This window comes from Vibrio sp. McD22-P3, assembly GCF_021568915.1.
GTDB classification, from domain to species: domain Bacteria; phylum Pseudomonadota; class Gammaproteobacteria; order Enterobacterales; family Vibrionaceae; genus Vibrio; species Vibrio mediterranei.
This window is the reverse complement of the sequence record NZ_JAKGTN010000002.1, coordinates 421,833-427,975: the sequence shown is the minus strand read 5'-3', so window position 1 is coordinate 427,975 and position 6,143 is coordinate 421,833. Positions and strand designations below refer to the sequence as shown.

At 39.6% G+C, this 6,143-nt stretch carries 6 protein-coding genes and 1 pseudogene; all 7 read left to right on the top strand.

What is annotated here, in order from left to right:
* The first annotated feature begins 217 nt into the window (after window positions 1–217).
* The gene (locus L2W36_RS03975; protein ID WP_236109390.1) at window positions 218–718 is read left to right on the top strand and encodes a toxin-activating lysine-acyltransferase; all 501 of its coding nucleotides are present in this window, start codon (window positions 218–220) and stop codon (window positions 716–718) included.
* The gene (locus L2W36_RS03970) at window positions 708–2,072 is read left to right on the top strand and encodes a protein adenylyltransferase SelO family protein (RefSeq protein ID WP_236109389.1); all 1,365 of its coding nucleotides are present in this window, start codon (window positions 708–710) and stop codon (window positions 2,070–2,072) included. Before L2W36_RS03975 ends, L2W36_RS03970 begins: the two co-directional genes overlap by 11 nt.
* An 11-nt stretch (window positions 2,073–2,083) precedes the next feature.
* Window positions 2,084–3,259, top strand: a complete 1,176-nt coding sequence (locus L2W36_RS03965) for a glycosyltransferase (RefSeq protein WP_329605659.1) — start codon at window positions 2,084–2,086, stop codon at window positions 3,257–3,259.
* A gap of 53 nt (window positions 3,260–3,312) precedes the next feature.
* On the top strand, window positions 3,313–3,591 hold the full coding sequence (locus L2W36_RS03960; RefSeq protein WP_236109387.1) for a hypothetical protein: 279 nt from the start codon (window positions 3,313–3,315) through the stop codon (window positions 3,589–3,591).
* 236 nt (window positions 3,592–3,827) lie between these two features.
* A pseudogene (locus tag L2W36_RS27410) lies at window positions 3,828–4,172 on the top strand (radical SAM protein); the annotation flags it as partial.
* A 66-nt stretch (window positions 4,173–4,238) separates the two neighbouring features.
* The gene (locus L2W36_RS27405; RefSeq protein WP_329605660.1) at window positions 4,239–4,826 is read left to right on the top strand and encodes a hypothetical protein; all 588 of its coding nucleotides are present in this window, start codon (window positions 4,239–4,241) and stop codon (window positions 4,824–4,826) included.
* 28 nt (window positions 4,827–4,854) lie between these two features.
* Entirely contained in the window at window positions 4,855–6,141 is a 1,287-nt protein-coding gene (locus L2W36_RS03950) for an HlyD family secretion protein (protein WP_236109385.1), read from the top strand.
* The last annotated feature ends 2 nt before the right edge of the window (window positions 6,142–6,143 follow it).

Genomic DNA, 6,143 nt, shown 5'->3' with positions numbered 1-6,143 from the left:
ATGGCTTCTTTTCTTTCTGCTGGTATACGAGACAAAGTTTACTCAATACCGCCCATACTGGTTAAATTTTAACAGTGACAACAATCCTGCCAGAGGGGGTTATCAATAAAGTTAATGTGTGTTGTGAGACGAAGGAAAGCGTTAGTGAAGGTGTGTCTATTTAAGTTCTAATTTCTAATATAGGGAGTAATAACTCACACCGTCACTGTAGGTTGTAATGAGAAAAACTTCGGTTTCTTCAGTTAATAGTCAAATTTCCGGTTTACCTTATGGTCCTTTATCAAAGATAGAAGTGACCCATGAGTTAGGGCAATTTTTAGAGGTAATGGCTAAATGTGCTTCACGCAGGGAACTCAACCTTGCGTCATTCCTGCATTGGATAAAACCAGCGGTAATTCATAGGCAATACAAGTTTTTTAAGTTATCTAGCGATGTTGGATTCACCGGATACGTTATCTGGGCGTGGGTTGATGATTCAACACTATCTAATTATATGACTCAACCTAGATTCTCACTTAAGCCAATGCATTGGAATGGGGGATGTAATCTGATTGTTGTTGACTGGTTTGTCGAAAGAAACAGATTAAGTCAATTGAAGGCGCTATATAAGCATGTAATTTCCTCTACAAAAATAAGTACAAGAGAGGTCAATATTTGTATTCGAGACGAATATGGAAATATTATCAAAACAAATAAACGGAGTATTTATGGATACTGAACTTCTGACAACACATAAATATGTTAGAAAAGACAATACTCCTTATGTTGATAAACATTTACCTAAAGAGTCCTTTGTATTATTTGATACATACAAGCTAAAAGACACTCAAGTGGTTTGGATCAATAAGGCGCTTACACAAGAATATGAAATTGAACTTGATGATAATGCCATTAAAAGTGAGTTGATCGAGAACTTTAGTTACGTGTCGAAGGGCTATGCCGAGAAGAAACGAATTATCACTAATGATAAAAAACAGTTCATGGCAGATCAGTATGGCTCTCGACATGAAATATGCAATGGTGGCAGTGCAAGGTGTGGGTTAAATGGCCATTTTCAAATCAAAGGAATTGGCCGTAACCCTTTGGTTGCTTCAAATATGTCTGAAAGTCATTCACACGGTAAGTTATTTATAGATGAGGCGATCAATGAAGCGATTTGGGGAGAAATCTGCCACAAATATTTGCCCTATGGAGCAATACGCACGTTAGCTATTATCAAGACTAACGTAAAGCATAAGTTTGGGTACTTGGATAATGCGCCTGATAAACATTGCGCCCTAACAATAAGGGAAGTGTCTGTACGCCCTGCCCACTTTGAGCGTTGCTCCTTTTTTTGGCCAGAGGAGAGCTACAAACATCTTCGTGATAATGATGCCAATCGCGTGAGAAAGGCTGCGCCCTATTTCTCGAAATTATTGTTAAGTGGAAAGGAAAAAGCTTCTCTTGATAATACACTAGATAAAATGATCGATCGATTGGCTTGCCAAATTGCAGCATCTAGAGTCAAAGGCATCCCACATGGTTCCTTAACGAGCTCAAACGTATCGGTTGATGGTCGATTCTTAGATTTTGGCACAATAACGGCTGTACCAGACTTCGGCAACTATGTTCTGGCAAATGGTGTCGGGGCCGTCTGGGATGACCATGAACTTATAGAATCCTGGCTAGTTAACTTCATTGACACGTTAAATCACTACTCGCAAGGCGAATTAACCACAGGTCAAATTAGAGAATATTCATCGTATTTTTCGAGGTTACTTGATGAATATGAGAACAAGTTCTTGTTAATAGAACTAGGACTTAAGGATCATTCAAAATCAAGCTTACAACAAGCGAGTCGATTAAAAGAGCGCCTAAAAAGTGCTGAGCGAAGGTTTATTACTCGCTTTAATGACCATGAATTTCGTCATGATGTTCTCATAGAAGCAAAGGATCTCGGGCTCGATGTTGATTCTGTTGGGTTTCCTTTGCGAAAGGCTAAATATTCATCCTTTACCATGCTTCAACGGCACTTGAACACAGAATACGACTATCAATCGGTTAGTCAGCTTATTAACGATTACGTATCATGAGTGAGACAACTATGATTGATGTAATAGAAGTAATATTAATTTCTACGTCCTTAGTGTCATTTATTACCACCCTTGTTTTGTTTGGATGTTACAAACTTAGAAAGCCGAACGGTAAGAATGACGACCACCCAACTGTCTCTGTATTTTTGCCTTTTTATAATGAAAACAAAGAGCATTTAATATGTGCCTTGAATAAGTTAAATAACCAAAAATATTCAAATCGAATTCAGGTAATTGTCATTGATGATGGCTCGACAAATGATGCAATAACTAGAGTTAAAGAGTGGATTTCACATACCGAAGTAAATCATGACTTCCAGATTGTAGAAAGAGCGGTCAATGGCGGACGAAAAGGCTTTGCCTTGGATCATGTTTTAGAACTTGGCATGGCTACTGGAGATGTGTATGTCGTTGTAGACAGCGATACCTATATAGAACCCAATGGTATCTACGAACTGGTCACTAAGCTTTGGTCTGATGAAAAGTACGCCGCCGTTTGTGGCTATATCACTCCAGAAAACCATAAAGACAGTTTTATCGGAAAACTGCAACACTATGAACATATTAGCTTTTATGGCGCAATAAGGGCCGCGCAAGACAAACTTGGTTGTGTTCCAGTCTTAGCAGGCGCCTTTGTCGCTCACCGAGCTTCAGTAGTGAAAAAGTTAGGCGGATGGAGCGAGTGGTTAGTCGAAGACATCGCTTGGTGCTGGAAAGCAATATCAAACGGCTATCGAACAGGATACGCACCCAAAGCAAAAGCAACTACGCAGTGCCCAACCGATGCTAAGGGGCTATTTAATCAACGCCGACGCTGGGCTCGTGGACGAGTAGAAGCTTATGCGGAAGCTTGGAAGACACATTGGATAGCTGGATTGTGTGCATCTCCTTGGTTTCTATTGACCGCGGCACAATACATATTTCCGTCGAGCATTATTTTATTAGGATTTATGGTGGCGATGGGTATTTGGACACCAATAGTAATCGGTGCGGCAAATATAATGATCTATTTTTTGTTGGTGCAGTCCTATATAAGAGACTTTAACTTATCTGGTGACTTATCAAATCATCAGGCTTTAAAAGCACCAATGTATTCCGCATTGTTAGAGGCAATTACATGGCTACCAAACTTACTTGGCTATTCTGATGAAATTCTGGGAAAGAAAAAAGGCTGGTTAACAAGATAGTTTTTATGAGCGCAGTACTCTTTTACTGTAATTCAAATATAAGGAAATAACTTATGTATAACTTAAGTGTTGATGAAATATCAATGGTTGATGGGGGCGGAGATGGTTCGAGAATGTTTGGGACACCTCAAACTATAATCGGGGGAATCATTATTAGTGAAGTATGGAACGGCGTAAAGAGTATATATACACATAACGCCCCGCAAACAGGTCCATCGTCATCCGCAGCTGCTGGTATGAATGTTAGTGGTGGTGGTTATATGGGGAACGGTCTTCAAAGTGGAGGGGGTATGGCTGGCTCCCCAACCGGAGGCCGAGGCTACGGTAATTAGAGTGGCTCTAAAGGTATGGATTGTTCCATACCTTTAATATAAGGACGTTTATGAAAAGATATCTTATTTTAATCTCTTTTATGATGCTATCAATTATATTAGTCGAGTACCTTATTCTAAGTGGGAGTGCAATTTTGGAAATTATAATAAAAGTCTTCTGTGGTGTTGGTTTTATAAAAACATATGAACACATAATCAAATGAATTTACTGCTAAGTATTTTAAGGTATCATCTCAATGAAATGCAATAACGTTAGATGTGTTTTTTCTTACAATAATTTCTTTCAAATAAACTGGGCTCTATTTAATGGATGTAATTATAGCTGCTCGTACTGCAGCCCTGAGTTAAATAGCAGCTCAATTAAACCACCACCATATGAAGTTGTTATCGGTTTCGCTAGTGAAATTATAGCCTATACAAAAAACCAGGGGTTAGTTCCGCATTTTGAATTTGGTGGTGGTGAAGTCACATTACTTAGATATTTTAATGATCTTGTCAAATATATCCACCAAAACGATGGGTTAGTCTGTATTGTTTCAAATGGTTCAAAGTCCTTAAAGTGGTGGGAACAATATGCGCATTTACTATCTGGAGTGAGCCTCAGCTATCATATCAATGATATTAAAAGTGAATCTCACTTTATTGAGGTGTCTAAAGTCCTTGAAGCTTCTCAAACTACTCGCTTTCACGTCAACATCATGATGATTCCTGAGCGTTTTGATGATTGTCTAGCGGTTGCAAACAAGTTAAAACAAGAAGTTCGTTGCTCTATTGCTCTACAACCACTCTTTGAAGGCTTCGGCCATGGTGGAATTACCAAGAAGTATCCGTACACACCCGAACAAGAACAAATAATGAATGACTTTCGTGGTCGACCTGAGCTTAAAACACTTCCACCTTCAATGGCTGAACTAGAAGTTAAATATACCGATGGAACAACCAAGAATCTGTCCACATTTGATCTAATCGCTAATGATCAAACCAATTTTGTAGGTTGGGACTGCTACGCTGGTATTGACAGTTTAGTCGTCACATTCAGCGGCGATATTTACCGTTCTTGGTGTATGCAAGATGGTCCGATTGGTTCGATTTATGATGAAGACATTGAGCTACCTATCCTTCCTACAACGTGCAGGACCAAGATTTGTCAATGTGGTGTCGACTTGTCGGCAAAAAAAATCAATACAAACTTGGTTTCAAAGAAGAGTCAAAAAATTGCAGTTAAGCAGCTTTAACCTCATTTGCTTAGGGAAAGGATGACCCGTGATATCAAAAGCCAAACATTTGTATCGGCCAGAGTATTTTGAGGCGCAGAAGTCAGACCATCAAGGCTCTATTTTAATTGATGCTTCATTGAATCAACATCTTTTTGTGGCTGCATCTGTGTTTGTCCTGACGACCATCATTTGCTTCGTTGTTTTTGCCGAGTACACACGCCGAGACACACTGAATGGTGTGGTTAGTCCGACTGGAGGTATTGTAAAGATACAAGCTAATGATGAAGGATATGCCGAAAAGGTACTTGTTACTGAGGGTGAAAAAATACTCTCTGGGGCGCCGTTGTATGAGATAAAAACAGAGCGATATGATCAGTTTGGCCAGGGAGTAAAAAAGCGGATTGTCACTACCATTGAAAATCAAATTGCCCTGTTAAATGAACGTCGAAGTAAAGAAATAGAAAAATCGCAACACCAATTAGAAGTCATTGATGATGACTTAATACGTTTATCTGAAGAGGCTAACATACTAAAAGTTGTTGTTGACTTATCTGAACAAGAACTGAGTCTTGCTCAAAGTTTGGTTGATAAACAACAAGTGTTAGTCAACAAGCAGTTCATCTCTTCTATTGAACTTCAGAGGCAAAGACTAGAGTTAATAACACTAGAAGCTAAGGTGCAAAACCAACGCCTGAGTTTACAGCGTTTGGGAAGAGAGAAAGCGAACCGGGAAGAAACAAGAGAGACACTGCAGTTAGAGCTTGAGATTGCCCTTCAGGACATAGACCGCCAGCTTCAACAAATCGTGCAAAACAAAATGGAGTACTTTTTTCAAACAGACACTCAGATTGTATCTCCTATTAACGGTGTGGTTGCGTCAATATTCGTTAAGGAAGGCCATTCAGTTAACAAAGGTCAACCACTACTTGTACTGATCCCAGAAGGTGAAGAACCTGTCTTTGTTGAATTATACGCACCGAGTCGCAGCATAGGTTTTATTCAAGAAGGTCAAGATGTTCGCCTACGGTTCGATGCATTTCCTTATGAAAAGTTTGGCGTTCAACAAGGTGTTATCTCATCTATATCAAAATCTGCTGTCACGGCTGAGATGCTACCCAATAGCCCATTGATACAAAGCCAGCTTTCTCGTACTCATGGTGGCGTTGGTTTGTACCAAGTAAGAGTCAAATTAGATAAACCGACTATTACGGTTTATGGAGAGGAGCAAATGTTTGTACCTGGGATGACATTGACTGCAGATATTGAACTGGACACACGTAAGGTTTACGAGTGGCTGTTAGAGCCTTTGTATACCGTCAAAGGTCGAATGTAATC